This window comes from Fibrobacter sp. UWT2 (assembly GCF_900142545.1).
In the GTDB taxonomy this organism is placed as follows: Bacteria; Fibrobacterota; Fibrobacteria; order Fibrobacterales; family Fibrobacteraceae; genus Fibrobacter.
Genome location: NZ_FRBF01000008.1, coordinates 90,737 through 113,720, shown reverse-complemented (window position 1 = coordinate 113,720; position 22,984 = coordinate 90,737). Strand labels below are relative to the sequence as shown.

The following is a 22,984-nucleotide window of genomic DNA, read 5'->3' as shown; positions in this document are numbered from 1 at the left end:
TTCCCATTTTCGCACAAATTAAATTTGCACGCTAATTACACATAAAACACAAATTGCGGAATATCGCTCAAAAATCGTTATTTTATAATAAATCCACAAAATAAAAACAAAAAGTCCCCGGCATCGCTAGGGACTTTTTTCGCTAAAATCAGCAATTACACTTTGTCGAGAGCCTGCGTGAGGTCGGCAATAATGTCTTCAACATTTTCGATACCGACGCTGAAACGGATCAAATCAGGTGCAACACCAGCTTCAATCAACTGTTCATCGCTAAGCTGACGGTGAGTGTGGCTTGCCGGATGCAGCACGCAGCTACGAGCGTCAGCCACGTGAGTCACGATGCAAATCATCTTGAGGCTATCCATGAACTGGATAGACTTTTCACGACCACCCTTGATGCCGAACGTAAGCACGCCGCACGGGAGGCCACCCTTGAACTGCTTCTGGGCAAGTTCGTAGTACTTGTCGCCTTCGAGGCCAGCGTAGTTAACCCAAGCAACCTTCGGGTGATTCTTGAGGAACTTGGCGCAAGCGAGAGCGTTTTCGCAGTGGCGCGGCATGCGGAGGTGCAAGGTTTCAAGACCCACGTTCAGGAGGAAAGCGTTCTGCGGCGACTGAATGGAGCCAAAATCGCGCATGAGCTGAGCGGTAGCCTTCGTAATGAAAGCACCCTTGCCGAAAGCCTTCGTGTAAGCGAGACCGTGATAGCTCGGATCCGGTTCGGTAAGGCCCTTGAAACGGTCGTGGTTTGCTTCCCAGTCGAAGTTGCCGCTATCCACAATGCAACCACCGACTGCCATAGCGTGGCCGTCCATGTACTTAGTGGTAGAATGCGTCACGATGTCCACGCCAAATTCGATCGGACGGCAGAGAATCGGGGTCGGGAAGGTGTTGTCGACAATCATCGGAACACCGTGCTTGTGAGCAAGGTCAGCAAAGCGCTTGAGGTCAAGCACCTTACCAGCCGGGTTTGCTACGGTTTCGCCGAAAACGCACTTGGTGTTCGGGCGGAAAGCCTTTTCGATTTCTTCGTCGCTGGCATCCTGGTCCACGAACGTGCATTCGATACCGAGCTTCTTCATGGTAACGCTGAAGAGGTTGCTCGTACCGCCGTAAATAGCGGAAGTGCTGATAAAGTGGTCGCCGGATTCGCAGATATTGAAGACGGCGTAGAAGTTGGCAGCCTGACCGGAGCTTGTGAGCATGGCTGCGACACCGCCTTCGAGAGCGGCAATCTTATTAGCGACAGCGTCGTTGGTCGGGTTCTGCAGACGGGTATAGAAGTAGCCCGAAGCCTTCAGGTCGAACAAGTCGGCCATATCGTTGGTGGTTTCGTACTTGAAAGTGGTGCTCTGGTAGATGGGGAGCACGCGCGGTTCGCCGTTTTTCGGCTGCCAACCGCCCTGGATGCATAAGGTTTCGATTTTAGACATTTTAGCCTCTTGTTAAAAACTCTTTTAAATATAGATAGCAGCCTATTTTACGACGACTAACATATTTTATATATAGTTAAATATAGAAAAACGCTATCACTTGGCAATGCGTTTATGCAAATACCCGCATATATAATTCCGATATCTATCTATAGATAAAAACTATAACTCTTTTTTGGAGGCGTTTTTCTCCAGTGTAGACAAAGTAAACGCTTTGTCTGTAAATTTCTGTAATCATTCGTTCGCTAATCCTATGACCTATCGCGATTTGTAAACACTATTTTCTGAAAAGCTCAGAACAATCATTTTTTTTAAATCTATATTACGATTGAATTTTTTCACACTAAGCTTTTTTTAGCTATAAAAAGAGGACACACATGATTGGACTTAAATCGATTGCCAGGACGGCGCTCGCGCTCTCGGCATCCGGTGCACTCCTTTCGGGTTGCGGCGACGCTTCTTCGGAAGGTGATCTGGGTGGAGCGCTTCCCCGTCAACAGACGCTGTACTTGTCGGGCCAGCAGAACGACGCTCCGGGTTCCTTTAACCCGCTTGCCGAAAGCTGGATGGCTTCCTGGCCGGTGGGCGGACGTTTCAACCTGATGTACGAACCGCTCATCACGTACAACTCCTTGAACGGTAAGATCGAACCCCTTCTGGGTACCTTGGTCGAGGAACTCTCCAATAACGACTCTATCGTTGTGGACCTGAACCCCGCCGCCAAGTGGAGCGATGGCAAGCCGGTGACCTCCGTGGACGTGACCTTCATGTTCCTGCGTGGCTCCATCAACTCTACCGAACAGATTTCTGCAATCCATATCGACACCCTGAAGAAGGGCGAAGAAGGTGCATTCGAACGCCTTTCGTTCATGGTTGCAAAAGACAAGCGTAACAACCCGTTGACCGTGCGCGACATGTTGCAGGCAACGCGTATCGCTCCGTCTCACGTGTTTGAACCGCTGATCAAGGAAAAGGGCCTCGACGAAACGAAGAAGCTCCCGATGGATCAGAACCCGGTCGTTTCCGGTCCGTATAACCTGCGTAGCGCCGACCCGAACAAGATTATTCTTGAACGCCGCGACGACTACTGGGGCAACGCCGCCCTCCACGACGGTCAGCTCCCGGCTCCGAAGTTCATTGTTCACCCGATTTACAAGAACAACGAACACAACACGATTGCTATGCGTGAAGGCAACCTCGATGCCTCCCAGAGCTTCATTCCGCGTATTGCCCGTAAGGCTTCGGCCGGCGTCCACACCTGGTGGAACGAACCGCCTTATTTCCGCCCGGGTGCAATGCCGATGCTCGTGATCAACACCCTTAAGGAACCTCTGAACGACAAGCGTTTCCGTCGCGCCCTCGCTACGGCTATCGACTACAACGCTCTGCGTCAGTTCGCTGTATCTAACTACACCTCTACCCTGAAGGCCGGCCTCATCATGCCGACGGACCTCGAAGGCAAGTACATTGTCGACGAAGACCTCGACAAGTATGGCGTGAACCTCGGCATCAGCGACGAAGCCGAACGCCTCGCCGCCGTGAAGCAGATTCTTTCCGAAGCTGGCTTCAAGTCCGTGTTCAACGACGACGGCACCCTGGACCACATGGAAAATGCCAAGGGCGAGCGTCTCCCGACTCTCTACATCACTAGCCCGAACGGCTGGACTGACTGGGAAGCCATGGTGACTATCGCTGTCGAAGGTATGCGCAAGGCCGGTATCGATATTCGCGAAGGCTTCGTGGACGGCGGTTCTTACTGGCCGGCTATGGGTCTTGGCAACTTTGACCTCGTGATGCACAAGCCGGTTGCTGACGTTACCCCGTCTCTTCCGTGGAGCCGCTTCAACGAAATCATGGCAAGCCGCGACTGGCAGCCGCTCGGCGCTTGGGCCGGCGTGAACATCGGCCGTTACAACCAGCCGGGTACCGAAGGCTTCCGCCCCGAAGTGGACCAGCTCCTTTCCGCTATCCCTCTGATGACGGACTCCGTGGAAATCGCAAAGGCTTACCGCGAACTCAACAAGATCTTCATGGAAGACCAGCCCTCTATTCCGCTGGTTTACCTGCCTGAACAGTTCTACGAATTCAGCGATCGCGTGTGGACGAACTGGCCCACCGCCGAAAACCCGTACGCTCCGGCTCAGCTACCGTGGGTGGCTTCGGGCACCAAGATCCTCTGGAACTTAAAGCTTGCTAAATAAAGGTTAAAGGAATACAAATGCTTAAACAATATCCTATGCTACGCTATGTCCTGCAGAAGGGGTTCTGGTATCTCCTGACCTTCGTTTTTGCAGTGGCATTGAACTTCGCCTTGCCGCGTCTTGGCGATAATAACCCGGTCGACATTATCATGGGTCAGGCCGGTAAGGGTCTTTCTCCGACTGAAGCTCAGAAGAAGAAAGCCGAACTCCTGGTGTCCTTCGGTATGGCCGAACTCGACGATCAGGGCAACGTGATTTATGAACCGGAAGTCGACGAAAATGGTCAGATGGTTACCCGCAAGGTCGCCAAGCTCGACGACGCTGGCAATCCGGTACTCGTGACCGTGAAGGAAGTCAACGAAGACGGTACCCCGAAGATGGTGGAACGCCAGAAGGTTGACGCCGAAGGCAAGCCGGTCTTCGAAGAAAAGCCGGTTCTCGATGCCAAGGGTAAGCCGGTCATGGAAAAGAAGGGCAAGAAGAAAGTCGCTAAGGTCGAACAGGTTGCCGTGATGGAACAGGTTCAGGCCGAACGCCAGGACACCGTGATGGTTGACGAAGTCGTCCTCAAGACCGACCCGAAGCTTTCTTCCGCATTCTCCCAGTTCCTCCGTTACATTGCCAACGTGTTCAAGGGTGACCTCGGTCTCTCTTACCAGAACAACGAACCGGTGACCAACGTGATCAAGAAGTCCCTCCCGTGGACGCTCCTCATCCAGGCTCCGACCATTTTGCTCGGCTGGATCATTGGTAACTTGCTCGGTGCCTTCGCTGCTTACAAGCGTGGCATCTTCGACAAGGTGTTCTTCCCCTGCGCCATGTTCCTGAACGGTGTGCCATACTTCGTGTTCGGTATGCTCCTGGTGGCAATGTTCTCCATTACGCTCGGCTGGTTCCCGGCCATGGGTGCTTACAGTTCCGACATCCCGGAACTCACCTTCTCCTGGACCTGCATCAAGAGCGTCGCTTGGTACTACATCCTCCCGTTCTTCAGCTGCTTCCCGATTCTTCTTTCGGGTCAGGCAACGGGTATGCGCTCCATGTCGATTTATGAACTCGGTACTGACTACATGAAGTACGCCAAGTGGCTCGGTCTTCGCGAAGGCAAGATCATCAGCTACGTGTTCCGTAACGCAATGCTCCCGCAGCTCACCGGTCTTGCCCAGAGCCTCGGTGCCATGGTGGGTGGCGCACTCATTACCGAAATGATCTTCTCTTATCCGGGCCTCGGTATGGCAATGCTCAACGCCATCCAGAAGAACGACTACGCAACGATTCAGGGTTGTACCCTCATGATTTCGACCTGCGTGCTCGTCGCCAACTACGCCGTTGACGTGCTCATCGCCGTGTTCGATCCGCGCGTGAAGGCCGGTCTCCAAATGGGAGGTAAGTAATTATGTTGAAACTCTTAAGAAACCTTCTCAAGTCCCCGATGTTCGTCATCGGTATCTCGATCTTCGTGCTCACGCTCCTGATCGCGCTTTTTGGACCTCTCTTCTACAGCGTCGATACTCACGCCCGTGACATTCTCGCTGGTCCGTATGCAGGTTCTTCTTCTGAACACTTGCTCGGTACTGACCACCTCGGCCGTGACTATGTATCGCTCTTGATCGCTGGTCTCCGCAGCTCTCTCTATGTGGGCTTTGTGGCCGGTATCATCGCTACCACGATCGGTGTGCTTATCGGTCTGTTCGGCGGTTTCCGCGGCGGATGGATTGACGAAGTTCTGAACATGTTCACGAACCTCTTCATCGTGATTCCGCAGTTCGTGATCCTCGTGCTCATCAGCTCTGCCGTGAAGGACGGTCGTTCCCTCACCTTGATCGGTCTCATCATCGGTCTTACCGCATGGAGCTGGTCTGCTCGTGCAGTGCGTGCCCAGGCATCTTCTCTGCGTAGCCGCGACCACATCGCTCTCGCTCGCATCAACGGTGCATCCACGCTCACGATCGTGATCAAGCATGTGCTTCCGTACTTGCTCTCTTACGTGTTCATGGTGTTCATCATGCAGGTGGGTTCGGGTATTCTTTCCGAAGCTTCTATCTCCATGATCGGCCTTGGCCCTGTCGATACGACTAGCCTCGGTATCATCTTGAACCAGGCAAAGGACAACGGCGCTCTGGCCGACTCCATCTGGATTGCCTTCATTCCGGCAACCCTCGTGGTGACCCTTACGGTGTTTGCCCTTTACCTCATCAATACTTCTATGGAAGGCGTCTTTAACCCGCGTCTGCGCAAATAAGAGGTAACGAAATGTCTGAAAATGTATTTGAAGTAGAAAATCTCGGCCTCTATTACCTTGGCCGTTTCGGCGACAAGACTCATGCCGTGACGGATGTGTCCTTCTCCATGAAGAAGGGTGAAATCCTCGGTATCGCAGGTGAATCTGGTTGTGGTAAGTCCACCTTGGTGTCTGGCCTTATGGGCATGTGCATTCCGCCGCTTTATCCTGAAAAGGGTGACGTACGTGTGCGCGTGGGCGACCACATGGAATCCCTGATGCACCGCAAGCTCGAAGACGTGCGCGCCAACGTGCTCGCCCAGCAGGTTTCCATGATCCCGCAGGGTGCATTCAACGCCTTGAACCCGGTTCGTAAAATCAAGGACATCGCAGCCGACGTGATCGCTGCTCACCAGCAGCCGGGCAAGAAGCTCGACAGCAAGGAAATTTACGACCGTCTTTGCGAACGTTTCGACTTGTTCGGTATGGACACCAAGCGCGTGCTGAACTCTTATCCGATTCAGCTCACCGCCGGTGAACGCCAGCGTTCCGTGATCGGTATTTCCACCTTGCTCAACCCGCAGATGGTGATCGCTGACGAACCGACTTCCGCTCTGGACGTTTCTACCCAGAAAGAAGTGATCAAGATGATCTTTGACTTGCTCGACAAGGGCATCTTCTCTACCATGATCTTCATTACCCACGAACTTCCGCTCCTGTACCACGTGGCTGACAATATCGCCATCATGTACGCCGGCGAAATCGTGGAATACGGTACGGCTGACCAGGTCGTTAAGGACCCGCGTCACCCCTATACGCAGGCTCTGATGGGCGCTATGCTTTCTACCGAAGCTTCCCAGCGTACCCGTCATCCGGTGGCTATCGAAGGTGCACCTCCGAGCCTCAAGAACAAGATCGTGGGTTGCCGCTTTGCACCCCGTTGCAAGAAGGCATGCCCCGACTGCAAGAAGAATACCCAGAACATCCGCATTGTAGGCGACCGTCAAGTGAGGTGCGATTATGCTGTCTGATAAACCCGTTGTATTTTCCGCTAAGCGCATCAGCAAGGACTTTGGTGCCGGTAAGACCCTGAAGACCGCCGTGAAGGATGTGTCCTTCGACATTTACGACGAAGAATTCATCTCCATCGTGGGTGGTTCGGGTTGCGGTAAGTCCGTGCTCGCAAAGATCATGCTCGGTCTTTACAAGCCGACTCGCGGCCAGTTCCTGTATCGCGACAAGCCCATCAAGAACCTGAAGGCTCACTGGAACGAAGTGCAGTCCGTGTTCCAGGATCCGTTCGGCTGCTTCAACCAGTTCTTTACGATTCGTAGCCAGCTGGAAGACGCCCTGAACATCCTCAAGGACAAGCCTTCCAAGGAAGAAGTCCGCCGCCGCGTGGACGAAGGCCTGATGGCTGTGAACGTGAAGCCCGAAGATATCGAAGGCAAGTACCCATTCGAACTTTCCGGTGGTCAGATGCAGCGTATGCTCTTGGCCCGTATCTTCGCGCTCCGTCCGAAGGTCTTGATCGCTGACGAAGCCACCTCCATGGTGGACGCCTGCGTGCGTGCAAACATCCTCGATTACCTCCGCAAGTTGAAAGACGAGCTGAAGATGACCGTGGTGTTCGTGACCCACGATATCGGTCTTGCAAACTACGTTTCTGACCGTATCTTCATCATGCACGACGGTAAGATCGTGAACCAGGGTACTCCTGCTGAAGTGCTCGACAACACAACCGAACCGCACACGCTCAAGCTGCTCGACGATATCCCGGAAGTCCACAAGACCGAATGGATTAAGAACAGCCATCGTTCCAAGAAAGGCTAAACACCGTTGCGAGGCGCCGTAAGGCGACGAAGCAATCTTTGAAAACCCGACTCCCCCAAGGAGCCGGGTTTCCTTTTTGATACATTTTCAATTTTGTACTGAAAATTATCGTTTATTTTGAACGTAGAGTTGCATACAAAAGAGAATTATTTTACCTTGTAATAAAAAAGAAGGGGTTTATGAGACCGGAGACCATCCAAAAGCGCGAAGACGAATTTTTCTCCAACCTGACCAACTCCGCAGGGGTCAAGTACAAGTTGACCCAGACGACCGATATTGGCCATGGGATAAAGATTTACTCCATCCGTCCGGATTTCGATTCTTATTATTACAAGGTCAAGACGACCAAGAAAAGCATTTGTCTGCATTTTACGGTCGGCTACATCAAATCAGATACGACCGCCCTCTCGACAAAGGACAACTGCGTCTCGGTATCCTACGTGGTAGACCGCACTGGAAGAATTTATGAGATGTTCCCCGATACCGAATGGAGCTACCACTTGGGTAGCGGCGCCGTCGGCGGAAACGGAGTCATGTCGAAGCAGTCTATCGGCATCGAGATTTCCAATTACGGCCCCTTGAAGCTTTCCGGCGAAAACCTCATAGACGCCTACAAGAACGAGTACTGCAAGGTGTCCGAGACCCAGTTCTACGATAAGTTGAACTACAGGGGCTACGATTATTTTGCCTCCATGACAGACGTTCAGATTTCTGCGACGGCAGCCCTCATCAAGTATCTCGGCAAAAAGCACGACATTCCCATGAACTTTAAGGCCGACGACGCCCCCTTCGCAAATAACGCAGAGGCTGTCGCCTTCAAGGGCGTTTTCTACCATACGAACGTACGCAAGGATAAATTCGACTGGCCCTTCGGTCCCTCGCTAAAGTCCCTCATCTCGGCATGCTCCGATGTACTTCCGCAAGTAGAAGAAGCCAAGGCCGACGCCGTCAAGACGGCCGCGCCCTCGGAAGCCACAAAGGTGGCCGAGCCCGTTCAGGAAAAGCCCGCTGAAGCAATCAAGCCTGCTGAAACCCCGAAGGTAGAAGCCAAGAAGGCCCCAGAAGTTAAACCCGCCGCAAAAGCACAAGTGAGCAAGCCCAAAACCACCCCGGTAAAGGCGCCTTCGCTCCTGGAAAGCATCATTTCCCTGGTCATCCAATTGCTCGGCGGAAAAAAGCATTAACCCCCAAATAGGAAGAAGAAAACATGGCTACAGAAACCCAAGCACCGGCAACACCGGATTCTACCGACAATGCAAACGCCAAGCTCAACAAGATGGAGCTGATGAAGAAATTCAAGCAGCACAGGGATAGCGTGAACAAGGCTATCTTGGACTTGCAGAAGGATTCTTTGACGCTCTCAAAGGACCTGGAGATTTGCACGGCCCAGGTCGGCGAATTGAAGGTGAACTTGCAGCATCTGCAGGGCGCAAACGATTCGCTGAATAACGAAGTGGCCAGACTGCAGACCGAATTGCAGGAAGCCGTCAAGCAGCAGTCTGCTGTCGCCGCCCTTGCTTCGCCGAGTGGCTGCGCCGTCCTGATTGTTCTGATTATCGCTATCACGGCAATCGCCCTCAAGAAGGGTATTTCCATTGCCAAGGGCGACACGACCGTTTCTGTCGGCGGTGACGACAAGAAAGAAAAGTAACGCTGATTTCCATTTAGAAAGTCCCGACTCCGCATGGAGTCGGGTTTTCTTTATGCATTATTTTTCACTTGTTAAAGTCAGTAAAATAATTTGTTATAATTGGGCAGCCTATATAATTCACTTTAAAGGAGGAAAAATGAAGGGACTTATTGGCAATAGTTTATTTGCCGCATGTTGTATCGCCACGGCAGTTTTTACTGGCTGCGGCAACGATTCCACATCAAATGCAAATGTCACTGACAATCCGACGAATACAAAGTCAGGAACCCTTCCGGATACAGTCGCGTCTTTCAACGACTTGCAAATGCAATACAATTGCAACAGCTCGCTCAAGTGCAAGGGCACGTTCCTGTTGGACATGGGCTATGCCTTTTGCGACGGCAATGGGAGCTGGACCTTTGGCAGCCTGATTCACAAAATGGACTGCGGCATCGACTATGTGCCGGGCTACGACAATCCGATTTCTTCCAGTTCGGCGGAAGAAGACGCAGTTAACTCAAGTTCTTCTGTAACCACTCAAGGCGACGAATCCAGATCTTCTGCTAATAACGAAGTCGAAGATCTCAGTTCCTCGTCCACTCCCGAAGAATCTAGCAGCTCCGACGGCCTCAAGTACGAGCAGAAAGTCGTCTGCTCTGCTACAGCTACCGCAGGCGCCTGCGACGCAATGGACAAGAACGACGTGAGCACCTGGCATTTTGTAGGCAAAGATGCTTTTGGCGACGCCGTAGAATACACCTATTCCGTGAATGCTGACGACGACTTGGTCGTCTCCACAAAGGGTGTCAACGGTTCTAACGAAAAAGTAGTTGCCCACAATATGTCAAAAGCCGTGTATGCCGAAATGGCATTCAGTGCGGCCAAGAGCACTTGCGAAAGTGTGGGTGGCAACGAGGCCGGTGCAGATGCGGAACAAACCTGCGACACGCTGCTCGTCCCGGTTGTCGAATACGGCACATTGACCGATAAGCGCGACAACAAGGAATACAAGACCGTAACTATCGGGAAGCTTGTCTGGATGGCCGAAAACCTCAAGTACGAAGAATACTCAAGAAAAATTATCGATGGCGAATATTTCTATGAATGGGTAGATGCAATCGATGGGCCTCAGGTGAACGATACTCTGTACTGCGGCACGAGCGAAAAGTGTGACATTAGCGAAAATATCCAGGGCGTTTGCCCCGATGGGTGGCGCTTGCCGAGCAAGGCCGATCTTGAATCTCTAGTCGAAATTGTGGGCGAAGAACAGGAAAATTACCTGTCTGTCACAGCGGGCGGAAAAGACTTGTTCGGTCTCTCTGTTGTTCTGACCGGATATTACAATGGTTATGATGGCAAACTTCAGTACGATGGTGAAAACATCAATTTCTGGGCTGCGGACAATAGCAACTGGCGTGCCGATGCAAATGCAACATCACTTGAAATCACGGACAGTCATGTAGAAATTGACGAGTTCCCCAAGGGTTGGGGCGCTTCGGTTCGCTGCGTAAAAGACGCTGAATAGGTGTTTTCTGCTGAAAACGAAATTTCGCCCCTGGGAGTAACCCTCTCAGGGGTTTTTTAGGTATATTCTAGGTATGAGATTCTCTAAAAACGTGATTTTAGCAAGCGCGGTTTCTGTAGCCGTGTCTTTTTCGTCTGCTTTTGCAGGCCCCCTCGTAAACCAGCTTGGTTTCGCCCCCGATGCCGAAAAGATTGTCGTTTACCCCGGTAGCGATGCCAATGGGCTCGAAGTCCGTGACCTTAACGGAAAGACTGTCTTGAAACTCAAGGCCCCCATGGTCTATGATTGGGAATACAGCGGCGAAGAAGTACAGACTTTCGATATTTCTGCAGTCAAGAAACCTGGCACCTACCGCCTCTTCCGCGGCAAGGAATATGTGGGCACCCCGATTGTCGTGGGCAAGAATGTCTATAACGACTTGGTAAAGGCAAGCCTCAAGTGGTTCTACTACCAGCGCGCCAGCATGTCGCTGGAACCGCAGTATGCCGGCAAGTGGGCCCGCGCTGCAGGCCATAAAGATAATCGCGTAATCGTTTATGGTTCTGACAAGGCTACGGGCGGCAAAGGTAACGGTCAGGTGATCAAGTCCGATCGTGGCTGGTACGATGCCGGCGACTACGGCAAGTACATCGTGAATTCCGGCATCACCGTGTTTACGCTGCTCGAAGCTTACGAAAACTTCCCGAAGTATCTGGATTCGCTCTCCTGGAACATTCCGCGCGAATTCGCGAAGTACCCTGAGATTTTAGAAGAAGTGCGCTACAACTTGGACTGGATGCTCACCATGCAGGACAAGGACGGCGGCGTTTACCACAAGGTGACAACGCTTAAGTTCGGTGGCAGCGTTCTCCCTGAAAACGACAGGGACGCCCGCTATGCAATTATCAAGAACGTAACGGCAACGCTTGACTTTGCTGCTGTGATGGCTCAGGCAAGTGTCGTCTACAAGAACGTGGACAAGGCTTATTCCGACAAGATGCTCAAGGCCGCCGAAGAAGCTTACGCTTGGGCCAAGATGCACCCGCAGCAGTTCTACAAGCAGCCTGCCGATGTGCAGACGGGCAACTACATGCACGACGGCGAAGATGGCAAGGATGAATTCCGCTGGGCCGCTGCAGAACTTTTCCGCGCCACCAAGAAGCAGTATTATCAGGATGACTTGAAGAATAATCTCTTCACGCCCGATGGCGCCTGGTGGGGAAACGTGAACATGCTCGCCGCTTTCCGCGTGGCACTGGATTCTGCTGACTTCGACAAGGAAATTGTTGCTGCCGCCAAGAAGACTGTGCTCACCGAAGCCAACAACCTTCGCACTGTAGGTGACACGAGCGCCTACCGCCTGCCCGCATTCCCGTGGAGCTGGAACTGGGGTTCCAATAGCGCCATGGCAAACAACGGCATGGTGTTGGTGCACGCTTACCTGCTAACCAAAGACAAGAGCTACTTGGATGGTGCGCAGCAGTGCCTTGATTACTTACTCGGCAAGAACCCGCAGGACATGACTTATGTGACCGGCTTCGGTTACAGGAGCCCACGCAACCCGCACCACCGTCCGAGTGAATCCGACATGGTCGACGATCCGGTGCCGGGAATGCTTGTAGGTGGCCCGCACCTCGGCAAGCAGGACATTAACCTGGACGGCAAGGAAAATTGGAAGTGCCCGAACTATGCCGCTGCCGATAAGCCGGCACTCGCCTATATCGATAACCGCTGCAGCTACGCGACCAACGAAGTGGCCATCAACTGGAACGCTCCGCTCGCCTACCTTGCTGCCGCCCTCGAAGCGATTTATAACAAGTAGGCAGTAGACGGTAAGAAGTAGGAAGGATTTATTGTAAAAACAGCATTCTACTTCTAACTTCCGGCTTCAAACTTCCTACTAAAATATATATTACGGATATAACTAGAGGTTATATCCTTTTTTTTATTGGGGGAGTTTATGAGAATGTTTTCTGATATGATGCGGAATGCGGTGCGAGTCGCTCTGCTTGGCGCATTCCTGTTTGCGCCAGCATCGCTCTTTGCGGCGGGTCTCGTGAAACAGTCTATCGACACGACCGATGCGATGGCGACTCTCGGCAATTATGATCGCGGATTCTATACGCCGCAGGTGTTGCATCTCAAGCCCTCGGGCGGCAAGCCGATTGAAAAGCCTTGGAGCAGATTGTTGCATTTGCGCGCCGAAATTTCGGAATTCAGTAGCCACGCCTGGCTAGGAATCGATACGACCGGCGGCAAGAAGGATACTACCTGGGGCAAGAACCAGGACCTGACCGAAGACGCCCTGAACGTTCTGCAGACGACATTTGATAACATCCGCACGAACAAGGGTTTTGTAATTGTGCGTATCTGTTACGACCCGTGGTACAACGGTCGCAGCAACGTAACGCCCGATCACGAATGGGTGCTGAAGCATGTGAAGCAGCTTGCACCGGTGCTTTCGAAAAATACCGATGTAATTGTCGCTCTCGAGATGGGTATGCATGGTGCCTACGGTGAAATGCATTCTGATACGAATATCACATACGACCGCGTAGCCGAGGCAGTGAACCTGATGCTTCGCAATACGCCGCCGGAACTTAAGATTCTTACCCGCACGGGAAACTATTCGGCGAAGGTCTTAGGCTTTGACAACTGGGGTGTTGATTTTAATATCGACGGCGATAAATTCAAAGAAATTGCAAAGGCAAAAGGCGACACCATGTACCGCGTGGGAATGTTCAACGACGGCTATCTGGGAACGCAGTACGATTACGGCACCTGGGGCGCAGATTGCAAGACTTCCATTTGCCGCGAAGAAGGTGTGGCTTGGCTTGAGAAGTTCGGCATCAACACACCTTACGGTGGTGAGGCTCTCACGACAGCGAACGGCTATCAAGTTATCAATACGCCGGAGTTCTTGGCGTACGAAGGCTTTCGCACACATACAAGTTACCTGAATATTCAGTGGAACAACAACTTAATTGATAGCTGGAAAAAATCGCAGTTTGAAGGGAAAGATTTTGAATATGATGGTTCGAAAATAGATTCGTTGACAGGTTTCAAGTACGTCAACGACCACCTGGGCTACCGCTTCGTGCTGCGCGAATCGTGGCTGAGCGATACGGTGGGAGACGACGGAATTTTACGCGCGAAACTCCGCATTCAGAATGTGGGCTTTGGCAATTTGACATGGAATGCACCGGTGAGGCTTGCCATTTTAACAGACCTGGAAGGTACCGGTTTGTTGGAGTGCCCTATGCCGACTTATTACGACCTGCCGGACATTGATTCCCGTGATATCCATAGCCGAACTATATCGATTGCAGGTGGCGATACTGTGATGACGTTCGACGGAAATAACGAAATTGAAATTTTGACCAAATTAAATATACGAGGCAAAGGACGTTACCAAGTGTTCTTGAAGGTGGGCGAGGTTCAATTTGCCAACAGTAAGCGTGTGGGTGGCGGAACATGTGGCGACGAGCAGCCTGCCGCCTATTTGGGCAAAATCTACTATGACGAAAATGTCAAATCATCGATTCCGCGCGCCCTCCCAGCTGCGGTACAAAAGAAGAACGCCCCCTTCGTTCAGAGGGAGCGCCACAATGCGATTATCCGCGATGGCGAAAAACGCTACCGCGCCAATGGTGCGACTAGCCGTTAACGAGCTTCACGAATTCGCGGCAAACGGCTTCCGGATCGGGCTTGCCGAAAATCGCGGAACCGACGACGAATACGTTTGCGCCGGCTTCCTTGCAGGCGAGAATGTTATCAAGCTTCACGCCGCCATCAATCTGGATATCCAATTCCGGCTTCATCTGACGCAGTTCGCGAATCTTGTCGAGGCAGTAAGGAATCAGGCTCTGGCCGCCAAAGCCAGGGTTCACCGACATCACCAAAACCATGTCTACGATATCGAGCACGTACTTGATGCTTTCGAGCGGAGTTGCCGGGTTAATGGCCACAGCGGGCTTCACGCCGAGTTCCTTAATCTGGTGCAGCAGACGGTCGAGGTGATTTGTAGTTTCGGCGTGCACGCTGATCAGGCTTGCGCCAGCCTTTGCAAATTCACCCACGTAGTTTTCGGGGTTTTCGATCATCAAGTGGCAATCGAGCGGGAGCTTGGTTCCCTTGCCCACGCAGGCGGAGATTCCCGGGCCGAAGCTGATGTTTGGGACAAAGTGTCCGTCCATGATGTCGAGGTGAACAAGGCCTGCGCCACCGTTTTCGATAGCCTTGAGGCCGTTGCCGAGTTCGAGGAAGTTTGCGTTTAAAACGCTAGGGGCGATGATTTGCTTGAGCATAACTCAAATATAGCAAAACTAGACAGGTTGAAAAAAATTTACTATCTTTGCGCGCAAACAAAGCAAGGAGATAAAAATGTCTAAAGGTACTAAAACTGTAGTTGCCAAGGCCACCGCCAAGAAGGTTGCCGCTAAGGCTGCTCCGAAAGCCGCCGCTAAGCCGGCTGCCGAAAAGAAGGCCCCGGCCAAGAAGGCTGCCTGCAAGACCGCTGCAAAGCCGGCTGCAGAAAAGAAAGCTGTTGCCGCTAAGCCGGCTGCTAAGAAGGCCGCCCCGAAGGCTGCTGCTGAAAAGAAGGCCCCGGCCAAGAAGGCCGCTGCTAAGGCTCCCAAGAAGGTGACGGTTGTGTTCGAAGCCAACTGCCCGCTCGCAACGACCGTGTCTGTTGCAGGTTCCTTCAACAACTGGGCTGTTGATAAAGACATGCTCAAGAAGGACAAGAAGACTGGTCTTTGGACTGGCAAGATCACCCTCGATTCTGGCGATTACGAATACAAGTTCGTTTGCGACGGCCAGTACTGGGACGAAGGCGACAACAAGGTCAAGCACGTCTAATTTTAGACGAAAGAACGCCGCTTCGCGGCTACAGACGAAAGACGAGAGAGGTTTCGGTTTACCGAGACCTTTTTCATTTTGTGTAAACCCATCGCAAATTCCACATTCCTCATTCCGCTTGCTCAAAGCGAAGCGACCTCAAAGCACGTCAGTGCGACCTCATACCTCATACTCATTTTCTAAATTTTACCCCCGTATGGCAAACTATTCTATTCCTCAAGACGTTTTTGTGAAGGCAGCCGAACAGTACGGCACCCCGCTCTGGATTTATGACCGCGCCACTATCGAAAAGTGCGTGAAGGATGTCCAGGTATTTGACACCGTTCGCTTTGCCCAGAAGGCATGCCCGAACCTTTCCGTGGTTTCGCTTATCCGTAAACTTGGCTGCGTCGTCGATGCAGTTTCTGCCGGCGAAATCGTTCGCGCCCTCAAGGCCGGATTCAAGGGCGGCCAGCAAAAGGGCAAGGCTCCCGAAATTGTCTATACCGCAGACATCTTCGACAAGGACGCTCTTGAACTCGTGAAGAAGTATGACATCGCCGTGAACGTGGGCTCGCCGGATATGATCCAGCAGCTCGCTGATTTCGGCGTGAAGTCCGAACTCACCATCCGCGTGAACCCGGGCTTTGGCCACGGACACTCCCGCAAGACCAACACCGGTGGCGACCTTTCCAAGCACGGCATCTGGCACGAACAGATCAAGGACTGCATCAAGCTCGCTCAGGCTAACGGCATGTGGATCACAGGCTTGCACATGCATATCGGTTCCGGCACGGACTTCGAACACCTCGCACAGGTTTGCGATGCCATGGTCGATGCTAGCCGTCGCCTGGGCTCTCACTTGCGCACTATCAGTGCAGGGGGCGGCCTCCCGATTCCGTATCACGAAGAAGACAAGGGCAACCGCATCGACGTGAACGCTTACTACAAGCTGTGGGACGATGCCCGCAAGCGCATTCAGCAGAGCATCGGCCACGAGGTTCACCTTGAAGTGGAACCGGGTCGTTACCTAGTGGCCGAAAGCGGTTACCTGATGGCCGAAATCCGCGCCGTCAAGAAGCAGGGCGACAACCTGTTCTACTTGGTAGACGCCGGCTTTACCGACCTCGTTCGCCCGAGTTTCTATGGTAGCTATCACGCCATTTCGATTATCGCCCGCGACGGTCGCGAACTGAACGAAACGGTCGACGCCGTTGTCGCAGGCCCGCTCTGCGAATCCGGTGACGTGTTCACGCAGGAAGAAGGTGGCTTCGTGGTGACCCGCAAGCTCCCGAAGGCCCAGGTGGGCGACCTGCTGGTTCTCCATGACGCTGGCGCCTACGGTGCCGCCATGAGCAGCAACTACAACAGCCGTCGTTATGCTGCCGAAACCATGTACACCAACGGTGAACTGAAGGTCGTGCGCGAACGCCAGACGTTCGAACAACTCCTCCAGAACGATAAGATTATCGACCTGTAAGCGTCGCATAGCTTCGTTATGATTTTTAGGCTTTCGTCAGAAATGGCGAAAGTCTTTTTTGATACGTCGCCTATTGTATGACGACCTTGAATTTGGGTATCGAATTATTCTATATTTGCCCATAACCAATGGTTCAACCTCAACATCAAGGCGTAAATATGTCTGATCGTTTTATCGTGACCGGAAACTTCACCGACGATCCGTTCGCCATCGACATGGCGCAGTACATCGGTCTCCGTGAAGATATTTCCGACGTGGTCTCCTTGAAGACCTTCGCAAACTCCGAATTCTGCCCCCGCTACATGCTCGACGTGGACGATATGGAACATATCGGCCGTCGCCTGGAAGGCAAGATCGTTTTGATTTGCTCGGTTTCGAACCATGAACGCAGCCGTAACGACTACGCCATGCGTAACTGCATTTTGGCCCGCGCCGCTAAGGACAACGGTGCCGAACAGGTGGTGCTCGTGGAACCCGATTTGTTCTACAGCGCTCAGGACCGCGGTCCGCACCGCGTTGGTCCGCTCGAAAAGGATCGCCCGGACATCGACCTCAAGAAGTTCGACGGCCAGGCTTTCACAAGCCACCTCTACGCTGAACTTTTGAAGACCGCCGGCGTGGACGCCGTCGTGACTTGCCACAACCACAGTGTCAAGGTTCAGAACCTCTTTAACGAAGTGTTCGAAGGCAACTTCCACAACCTGATTCCGACCGACGTTTACGCTCACTACATCAAGAGCAGCAACTTTGTTCAGACCGGTAAGGATGGCAACAACCTCGTAATCGTCTCTCCGGACAAGGGCGCACGCCCGTTCATGAACGCCGTGTTCGACGCTCTCCAGCTCCCCGAATGCAAGCGCGTGGTGATGGACAAGGTCCGTACCGGCGAACGCGAAATCAGCATGACCTTCAACCCGGAACTTTCCGACATCAGCATCGAAGAAATCGAAGGCAAGGACGTGATCGTGTTCGACGACATGGTGCGTACCGGTACGACGATTGTGCAGTGCTGCGAACACATCAAGAAGGGCAACCCGAACCGCGTATGCTTCGGCGTGACCCACTTCCACACCAGTGCCGAAGCTCGTGAAAAGCTCAACAGCCCGGCTATCGACGAAATCCTCACGACCTCGACTCTCCCGGATATCATGAACCGTGACTGCCAGGGTCGTCTGCGCAAGAAGCTCACCGTGCTCAAGCTCGGTAAGTGGATTGCTCGCCACGTGATGCAGATGTACGGCATGGACGACGGCCGCTTCGAAAAGGACTTCTACAAGATCGATATGTCCTCGAAGAACCCGCGTTGGCCCCCTCAGTTTTTCTAATAAATTCTGAGTAACGATTTTAAATCCCCTGGCGAAAAGCCGGGGGATTTTTTTGCGGAAAAGCCTTGAAAACGCAACAAAAAGTTCCATAAAACGATACTATTGCTCTATAATAGAGCGAATAAAAATTTTTTTACCAGCCAAGCATATCCGTTTCTTTTTGAATCGGATATATGTTTATTAAGGTTTTTCTATAGGAGTCAAAATGCTTAACAAAAAAATCATCCTTCCTTTCGCCGCCCTTGCAATGGCTTCTTTCGTTGCGTGCGGTGACGACAGTTCCTCTAGTCCGTCTAACGGCACTCCGTCCACCACCCCATCGACGACCGACCTGCCGGCAAGTGTTCAAACGCTTGAAGATGCGATCAATCTTACTTGCTCACAGACCGTTAATATGTGCGTCAAGGTTTATGTTGAAGAAGATAAAGATACCGTACAATGCAACGGAACACTCTTTACTCCGATGACGTTCGGCAAACCGGTTGAAGGTTGCGAAAAAGGCGCCACAAGTACTCCGGCTACAGACGAACCTGCCACTGAAAATCCGGGCGCTGGCGAAGAACCCGCTGGTCCGGGTGCCGGTGAAGATCCCGCTGATCCGGGCGCTGGCGAAGAACCTGCCGGGCCGGGCGCTGGCGAAGAACCTGCCGGTCCGGGTGCTGGTGAAGAACCTGCCGGTCCGGGTGCCGGTGAAGAACCTGCCGGTCCGGGTGCCGGTGAAGAACCTGCCGGTCCGGGCGCTGGCGAAGAACCCGCCGGGCCGGGTGCAGGCGAAGAACCCGCTGGGCCGGGCGCTGGTGAAGAACCTGCCGGGCCGGGTGCCGGTGAAGAACCTGCTGGTCCGGGTGCCGGCGAACAGCCTGCTGCTGGCGGCGATGTGATTTACTGCATTGTTCCAGGTGTCATGGGAGGCTGCGAAGAGCTCCCTGCAGCAATGAAGGATATGTGCGAAACGACGCTCGAAGGTCAACTCGTCGACGCCTGCCCCGCTGAATAAAAAGATTAGAACAACTCTCAACTTTTTTAAAAAACGACCCTCCGGATGGAGGGTCGTTTAGTGTTCGAGGGAGTACTAAAAAGACCGTTCGGCTCTATCGCACCATGGAAATATGATATCGCCTCACTCTCGCAACCGCCCCTAGTTAATACTAGGGGCTTTTGTTGCTCACATAAGACCATTAGGCAGACTTATATAGCCTGAAGTAACAAGATAGCGAGTACCTGCCCACTCAAAATTCTAAGCAACATGGTGAGCGGGTAAACCGAGGCGTAGCCGATGTTGACCGCTTCGCTGTTGGCTTGGCCGTTGGCAAATGCAAGTGCAGGCGGGTCGGTGGTGGCTCCTGCGAGTACGCCGCAGAGCGACAGATAGTTGACTTTGAAGACGAGGTGTCCCACAGCAGCAACGATGGCAAGCGGCAAGAAAGTGATGAGCGCCGCCAAGGCCATGTAATGGAGACCGTCACCATTCAAGAGCACATCGAAGAACTTGATTCCCGCATTCAAACCCACACAGCTGAGGAAGAGCGTCAGACCGAATTCACGGAGCATCAGGTTTGCGCTATTGGCCATAAAGAAGTTCAGCGGACCAATCTTGCGTTTGCGGCTAAGCACGATAGCGACAATCAGGGGGCCGCCGGCGAGACCCAGCTTAAGCGGGGTCGGCATCCCTGGGATAGCAAGAGGAATGCTGCCCACAATGACTCCCAGGAAGATGCCAAGGAACGCGGGCAATATTTCTGGATGGTCCAGTGCTGTTAAAGAATTGCCCAGTTCCTTCGCCGCGGCCTCGATACCTTCTGCAGTACCGACGACACGGAGTTTGTCTGCAAACTTGATTCGTAAATCCAGGCGACCTGTGAACTTGAATCCGCTGCGTACCACACGGCTGATGTTTACGCCATAGCGTTCCGCAAGTGCCAAGGAACCGATAGTGCGACCAAGAATTTTCTTGTTGGTCACCAAAATCGTCTTGACGACAATCTTCTTGTCGGCATCGCCCGATTCTTGCGTAATGGGTTTTTCAAGTCTACGGCCAATAATCTTTTCCATGGAGCAGACTGCTTCAGGCATACCCACGATATGTACCTTGTCACCTTGCTCAATCACGGTCTCTCCATTGGGAGTAAAGATATTCTCGCCACGCATCAAGCGGGTAATCACTACCCCGCTCGCAACTAGGCCAGGAATATCCTTCAGCATAATTCCGTACAAGTTCTGATTTTCCACCGTCAAACTGCAAGATTCAATTTCCTTGCTGTGGGCGGCAATTTCTGCAGAATAACTTTCAGCAGCCTTGTTCGGATCCTGCCTAAAGATAACTCGCGTAAGGATCATCACCAAAATGATTCCGATAACACCGAACGGATATGCAACAGCGTACCCGATACCCGTCAGGGAGGTTTCCACCCCGGCCGCGGCAAAGGCTGAGTTAGCGGCTCCTAGGGAAGGCGTGTTCGTGACAGCGCCACAAAGCATCCCAATGAGTACGGGTACGTTGTTATGCATATCAGTAAAGAAGTACAGGCACAGCGTGACTAAGACCCCAAGCAGCACCACACTGGTCGAAAGAATATTCAGCACAAGGCCATGACGGCGGATGGAATCGATAAAGCCCGGCCCCACCTGCATACCGATGGTGTACACAAACAGAATCAGGCCGAATTCCTGAATAAAATGAAGCACGTTAGGTTCTACGCGGAGCCCGAAATGTCCAAGTGCGATACCTATAAATAGCGCTCCGGCACTACCCAGGCCAATTCCCTTGACCTTAATCTTTCCGATCATCAGACCGAGTGCCGCCGTAATGGCAATCGCAAGGACTTGCTGGCCCACCGAGGGCTTCGTAAATAAGTCTATTAGCCAAGTCATTTTATCCCTCCGTCTTTAAATTTACTCTTTTACGCAGCGGACAGAGGCTAAAATATTCTTGTTGAAGTGTTCATAAGTAATGGTAGAATCGGTAACGCGAACCAGATAAGCCCTGGAGGCATCGTAGCTGTCGCTCGTCCAGAAGCTGGCGCTGATATCCTTATCGGCAAACTTTCCGTCATAATAGCGGAAACCGGCAAACTGCATATTGAAAGAGGAGCCATCCTTGAGTGTAGCTACAGACGTATTGCCGAAGGCGTTCTTGAAATCCTGCCGAGTCGGAAGAGTCCATCCCTTCGGGCAAAGTCCCGTTGTCGCCGCAGTCCAAGTGTACAAGCGGCCCATGGCGTCACAGTTCACGTGATCGTTTCCGTAGCAGACACTGGAATCGGGAATGTAAACGGCCATATTTTCGGCAAGCCAGACTTTTCCACCAAGATTAGATGTCCTGTAAGTCTTTTCAGAGCAAGAAAGCGTATTCGCAGAAGCGTCGAAGTCGCAAGTGTTAGCCTGGTCGCAGGCGGTAAGGGTGAAGAGGGTGATTGCAGTGATTGCAATGGTCTTGAAGAACAGTTTCATATATACTCCTTTCGTTTTCGGGGACAAAATTAGAACTCTCAATTCATATTGTCTAATAGATTATTTATATTTAATTCATCAATTATTTTGATGGATAATTTTAGATAAGAAAAATGTATGGAACTCACACACTTAAAGTATTTTTTAGAAGTCGCCCGCACCGAGCACGTGACACAAAGCGCCAAAGCCCTATGTATCGTACAGCCTGCGCTCACGCACGCCCTGCATAAACTAGAAGATGAATTGGGCGTCAAGCTCTTTAAAAACCAGGGGCGAAACATCAAGCTCACCGAAGTCGGGGAATATTTTTATAAGAAAGTCAAACCCCTTTACGAAGACATCGAGGCTCTCCCGGCACAGCTCCGCGCCATGGAAAACGAACAGTCGGCAACCGTAAACTTGAACGTGCTGGCAGCTTCAACCTTCGTGACCAATGCCGTTATTCTATATAAGCAAAACGATCCCGACCTACGATTCAACCTAGTGCAGAACGAAGAGACGACGCTTTACGATATCTGCGTCCGCACTTACGCCAACTACAAGGCCTCGGCTCAAAAATTCAGTTCCGACGACGAAGAAAGTTTCGTATGCACCGAAAACATCTACCTTGCCGTTCCTAACGTAGCGCAATACCGCAAGCGCGACAGCATCTCCCTCAAGGAACTGCAAGAAACCAACTTTATCGGGCTCTACGGATCCAAGCAGTTGCGCAATATTTGTAACGAGTATTGTGAACGAGTCGGGTTCAAGACGCATATCATTTTTGAAAGCGACAACGCGCTAGCAGTTAAAGATGCCATCGCAAGTGGAATCGGCGTAGGGTTCTGGCCAGAATTTTCTTGGGGACGGATCAACAACCGCCGCATTCGCCTTCTCAAGATTACCGACGCCGAATTCAAGCGCGATATTGTCATCACCCTTCGACATGGAAAGCAGGATAATTCGCGTTCCGAGAAATTTTTCCGCTTTTTGACCGGTTTACTCAAGCGGGCAGAAAAAAGAAAGATGCCACGCCGTTGATTTTTTTACTATATTTGGCTCCCCAATAAAGGTTGATTTGATGTTTGA

Annotated in this window: 19 protein-coding genes; 15 read left to right on the top strand and 4 right to left on the bottom strand. The window is 52.2% G+C overall.

The window, feature by feature from the left end; translation table 11 throughout:
- Window positions 1-155: 155 nt before the first annotated feature.
- Window positions 156-1,433: an O-acetylhomoserine aminocarboxypropyltransferase/cysteine synthase family protein gene (locus BUA40_RS07620; protein ID WP_072800043.1), complete on the bottom strand. Its 1,278-nt coding sequence runs from the start codon at window positions 1,431-1,433 to the stop codon at window positions 156-158.
- Window positions 1,434-1,810: 377 nt separating this feature from the next.
- On the opposite strand from BUA40_RS07620, the gene BUA40_RS07615 reads away from it, so the two are divergent.
- From BUA40_RS07615 to BUA40_RS07570, 10 genes are all read left to right on the top strand, one after another.
- Window positions 1,811-3,634 carry an ABC transporter substrate-binding protein gene (locus BUA40_RS07615; RefSeq protein WP_072800042.1) on the top strand — a complete coding sequence of 608 codons (1,824 nt, stop codon included), beginning with the start codon at window positions 1,811-1,813 and terminating at the stop codon, window positions 3,632-3,634.
- 17 nt (window positions 3,635-3,651) lie between these two features.
- Complete coding sequence (locus BUA40_RS07610) at window positions 3,652-5,028, top strand: ABC transporter permease (RefSeq protein ID WP_072800041.1); 1,377 nt, start codon at window positions 3,652-3,654, stop codon at window positions 5,026-5,028.
- A gap of 2 nt (window positions 5,029-5,030) precedes the next feature.
- Entirely contained in the window at window positions 5,031-5,876 is an 846-nt protein-coding gene (locus BUA40_RS07605; protein ID WP_072800040.1) for an ABC transporter permease, read from the top strand.
- Between the two features lie 11 nt (window positions 5,877-5,887).
- Window positions 5,888-6,886: an ABC transporter ATP-binding protein gene (locus tag BUA40_RS07600; RefSeq protein WP_072800039.1), complete on the top strand. Its 999-nt coding sequence runs from the start codon at window positions 5,888-5,890 to the stop codon at window positions 6,884-6,886.
- The gene (locus BUA40_RS07595; protein ID WP_072800038.1) at window positions 6,876-7,688 is read left to right on the top strand and encodes an ABC transporter ATP-binding protein; all 813 of its coding nucleotides are present in this window, start codon (window positions 6,876-6,878) and stop codon (window positions 7,686-7,688) included. The genes BUA40_RS07600 and BUA40_RS07595 overlap by 11 nt, the downstream gene beginning before the upstream one ends.
- A gap of 179 nt (window positions 7,689-7,867) precedes the next feature.
- Window positions 7,868-8,872: an N-acetylmuramoyl-L-alanine amidase gene (locus tag BUA40_RS07590; protein ID WP_072800037.1), complete on the top strand. Its 1,005-nt coding sequence runs from the start codon at window positions 7,868-7,870 to the stop codon at window positions 8,870-8,872.
- 23 nt (window positions 8,873-8,895) lie between these two features.
- Window positions 8,896-9,339, top strand: coding sequence for a hypothetical protein (locus tag BUA40_RS07585; RefSeq protein WP_072800036.1), 444 nt, complete (start codon window positions 8,896-8,898; stop codon window positions 9,337-9,339).
- A gap of 136 nt (window positions 9,340-9,475) precedes the next feature.
- A complete protein-coding gene (locus BUA40_RS07580) occupies window positions 9,476-10,843 on the top strand; it encodes an FISUMP domain-containing protein (RefSeq protein WP_072800035.1) in 1,368 nt (455 codons plus the stop codon).
- Between the two features lie 73 nt (window positions 10,844-10,916).
- Complete coding sequence (locus tag BUA40_RS07575) at window positions 10,917-12,644, top strand: glycoside hydrolase family 9 protein (RefSeq protein ID WP_072800034.1); 1,728 nt, start codon at window positions 10,917-10,919, stop codon at window positions 12,642-12,644.
- A 138-nt stretch (window positions 12,645-12,782) separates the two neighbouring features.
- Window positions 12,783-14,489: a DUF4832 domain-containing protein gene (locus BUA40_RS07570; RefSeq protein WP_072800033.1), complete on the top strand. Its 1,707-nt coding sequence runs from the start codon at window positions 12,783-12,785 to the stop codon at window positions 14,487-14,489.
- On the opposite strand, the gene rpe is transcribed toward BUA40_RS07570, so the two are convergent.
- On the bottom strand, window positions 14,479-15,129 hold the full coding sequence (gene rpe, locus BUA40_RS07565) for a ribulose-phosphate 3-epimerase (RefSeq protein WP_072800032.1): 651 nt from the start codon (window positions 15,127-15,129) through the stop codon (window positions 14,479-14,481). The two genes, BUA40_RS07570 and rpe, sit on opposite strands and share 11 nt — an antisense overlap.
- 76 nt (window positions 15,130-15,205) lie before the next feature.
- On the opposite strand from rpe, the gene BUA40_RS07560 reads away from it, so the two are divergent.
- From BUA40_RS07560 to BUA40_RS07545, 4 genes are all read left to right on the top strand, one after another.
- Complete coding sequence (locus BUA40_RS07560; RefSeq protein WP_072800031.1) at window positions 15,206-15,682, top strand: glycogen-binding domain-containing protein; 477 nt, start codon at window positions 15,206-15,208, stop codon at window positions 15,680-15,682.
- Window positions 15,683-15,878: 196 nt separating this feature from the next.
- Window positions 15,879-17,141 (top strand): diaminopimelate decarboxylase, encoded by a 1,263-nt coding sequence (gene lysA, locus BUA40_RS07555; protein WP_072800030.1) that lies wholly within the window; start codon window positions 15,879-15,881, stop codon window positions 17,139-17,141.
- A 158-nt stretch (window positions 17,142-17,299) separates the two neighbouring features.
- Window positions 17,300-18,466, top strand: a complete 1,167-nt coding sequence (locus BUA40_RS07550) for a ribose-phosphate diphosphokinase (RefSeq protein ID WP_072800029.1) — start codon at window positions 17,300-17,302, stop codon at window positions 18,464-18,466.
- 205 nt (window positions 18,467-18,671) lie between these two features.
- Window positions 18,672-19,463: a hypothetical protein gene (locus BUA40_RS07545; RefSeq protein ID WP_072800028.1), complete on the top strand. Its 792-nt coding sequence runs from the start codon at window positions 18,672-18,674 to the stop codon at window positions 19,461-19,463.
- Window positions 19,464-19,654: 191 nt separating this feature from the next.
- On the opposite strand, the gene BUA40_RS07540 is transcribed toward BUA40_RS07545, so the two are convergent.
- Together BUA40_RS07540 and BUA40_RS07535 are read right to left on the bottom strand one after the other, a co-directional pair.
- A complete protein-coding gene (locus BUA40_RS07540; protein WP_072800027.1) occupies window positions 19,655-21,337 on the bottom strand; it encodes a putative transporter in 1,683 nt (560 codons plus the stop codon).
- Window positions 21,338-21,358: 21 nt separating this feature from the next.
- Complete coding sequence (locus BUA40_RS07535) at window positions 21,359-21,916, bottom strand: FISUMP domain-containing protein (protein ID WP_072800026.1); 558 nt, start codon at window positions 21,914-21,916, stop codon at window positions 21,359-21,361.
- Between the two features lie 117 nt (window positions 21,917-22,033).
- On the opposite strand from BUA40_RS07535, the gene BUA40_RS07530 reads away from it, so the two are divergent.
- Entirely contained in the window at window positions 22,034-22,936 is a 903-nt protein-coding gene (locus tag BUA40_RS07530; protein ID WP_072800025.1) for a LysR family transcriptional regulator, read from the top strand.
- The last annotated feature ends 48 nt before the right edge of the window (window positions 22,937-22,984 follow it).

Coding starts and splice junctions, on each gene's coding strand:
- rpe (WP_072800032.1), bottom strand. CDS start 15,129: ATGCTCAAGCAAATCATCGCCCCTAGCGTTTTAAACGCAAACTTCCTC.
- BUA40_RS07605 (WP_072800040.1), top strand. CDS start 5,031: ATGTTGAAACTCTTAAGAAACCTTCTCAAGTCCCCGATGTTCGTCATC.
- BUA40_RS07550 (WP_072800029.1), top strand. CDS start 17,300: ATGTCTGATCGTTTTATCGTGACCGGAAACTTCACCGACGATCCGTTC.
- BUA40_RS07600 (WP_072800039.1), top strand. CDS start 5,888: ATGTCTGAAAATGTATTTGAAGTAGAAAATCTCGGCCTCTATTACCTT.
- BUA40_RS07540 (WP_072800027.1), bottom strand. CDS start 21,337: ATGACTTGGCTAATAGACTTATTTACGAAGCCCTCGGTGGGCCAGCAA.
- BUA40_RS07580 (WP_072800035.1), top strand. CDS start 9,476: ATGAAGGGACTTATTGGCAATAGTTTATTTGCCGCATGTTGTATCGCC.
- BUA40_RS07570 (WP_072800033.1), top strand. CDS start 12,783: ATGAGAATGTTTTCTGATATGATGCGGAATGCGGTGCGAGTCGCTCTG.
- BUA40_RS07575 (WP_072800034.1), top strand. CDS start 10,917: ATGAGATTCTCTAAAAACGTGATTTTAGCAAGCGCGGTTTCTGTAGCC.
- lysA (WP_072800030.1), top strand. CDS start 15,879: ATGGCAAACTATTCTATTCCTCAAGACGTTTTTGTGAAGGCAGCCGAA.
- BUA40_RS07595 (WP_072800038.1), top strand. CDS start 6,876: ATGCTGTCTGATAAACCCGTTGTATTTTCCGCTAAGCGCATCAGCAAG.
- BUA40_RS07610 (WP_072800041.1), top strand. CDS start 3,652: ATGCTTAAACAATATCCTATGCTACGCTATGTCCTGCAGAAGGGGTTC.
- BUA40_RS07545 (WP_072800028.1), top strand. CDS start 18,672: ATGCTTAACAAAAAAATCATCCTTCCTTTCGCCGCCCTTGCAATGGCT.
- BUA40_RS07590 (WP_072800037.1), top strand. CDS start 7,868: ATGAGACCGGAGACCATCCAAAAGCGCGAAGACGAATTTTTCTCCAAC.
- BUA40_RS07615 (WP_072800042.1), top strand. CDS start 1,811: ATGATTGGACTTAAATCGATTGCCAGGACGGCGCTCGCGCTCTCGGCA.
- BUA40_RS07535 (WP_072800026.1), bottom strand. CDS start 21,916: ATGAAACTGTTCTTCAAGACCATTGCAATCACTGCAATCACCCTCTTC.
- BUA40_RS07560 (WP_072800031.1), top strand. CDS start 15,206: ATGTCTAAAGGTACTAAAACTGTAGTTGCCAAGGCCACCGCCAAGAAG.
- BUA40_RS07585 (WP_072800036.1), top strand. CDS start 8,896: ATGGCTACAGAAACCCAAGCACCGGCAACACCGGATTCTACCGACAAT.
- BUA40_RS07530 (WP_072800025.1), top strand. CDS start 22,034: ATGGAACTCACACACTTAAAGTATTTTTTAGAAGTCGCCCGCACCGAG.
- BUA40_RS07620 (WP_072800043.1), bottom strand. CDS start 1,433: ATGTCTAAAATCGAAACCTTATGCATCCAGGGCGGTTGGCAGCCGAAA.